Annotated in this window: 1 pseudogene; it reads right to left on the reverse strand. The window is 50.0% G+C overall.

The window, feature by feature from the left end:
* Nucleotides 1–638: pseudogene (locus R7Q46_RS27875) on the reverse strand ([protein-PII] uridylyltransferase); the annotation flags it as partial.

Below are 638 nucleotides of genomic sequence, written 5' to 3' on the forward strand. Positions count from 1 at the left end.
GTTGAAAATCTGCATCCAAACTTTCTGCGTTTTCAGTCGCGCCACCATTGATGATGGCTTGATCAAACAGTTTGAGCAGCATTTTGTTTAATTCTGCGACGCGACGAAGTGTGCGATAAAACTCTTTCATCATCATCTCGACGCCGCGATTGCCTTCACCAACATAACCGAGGTTTTCGGCCACTTGTGCTTGATGTGCGAAGGTCAAACGGTTGTCGTATCGGCGAAGTTCAATGTGCAGCGCAAAGCGGACACGCCACAAGAAGTCCTGACACTCCACCAGTTCGCGGTATTCCGCATCGGTAAGAAAGCCGTAACGGCTCATCTCTAGCAGAGATGTGGCGCCAAAGTGACGGCGCGCTACCCAGCTCAAAGTGTGAATATCGCGAAGACCTCCTGGGGTCGATTTGATGTCGGGCTCTAAGTTATAGGTCGTATCGTGGTAGCGAGCATGACGTTCGCGTTGTTCTTGGATTTTTGCGCGGTAGAAGGTTTCGCTCGGCCAGAAAGAGTCGGATAGCACGACCTTTTTTAGAGCTTGGAATGTGTCTTCGCTGCCACAAAGCAGACGTGCTTCTTGTAGGTTAGTGGCAACCGTTAGATCGTTACGACCGATTTGTGCACATTCATTGACAGTG

This window comes from Vibrio sp. 811 (assembly GCF_033339195.1).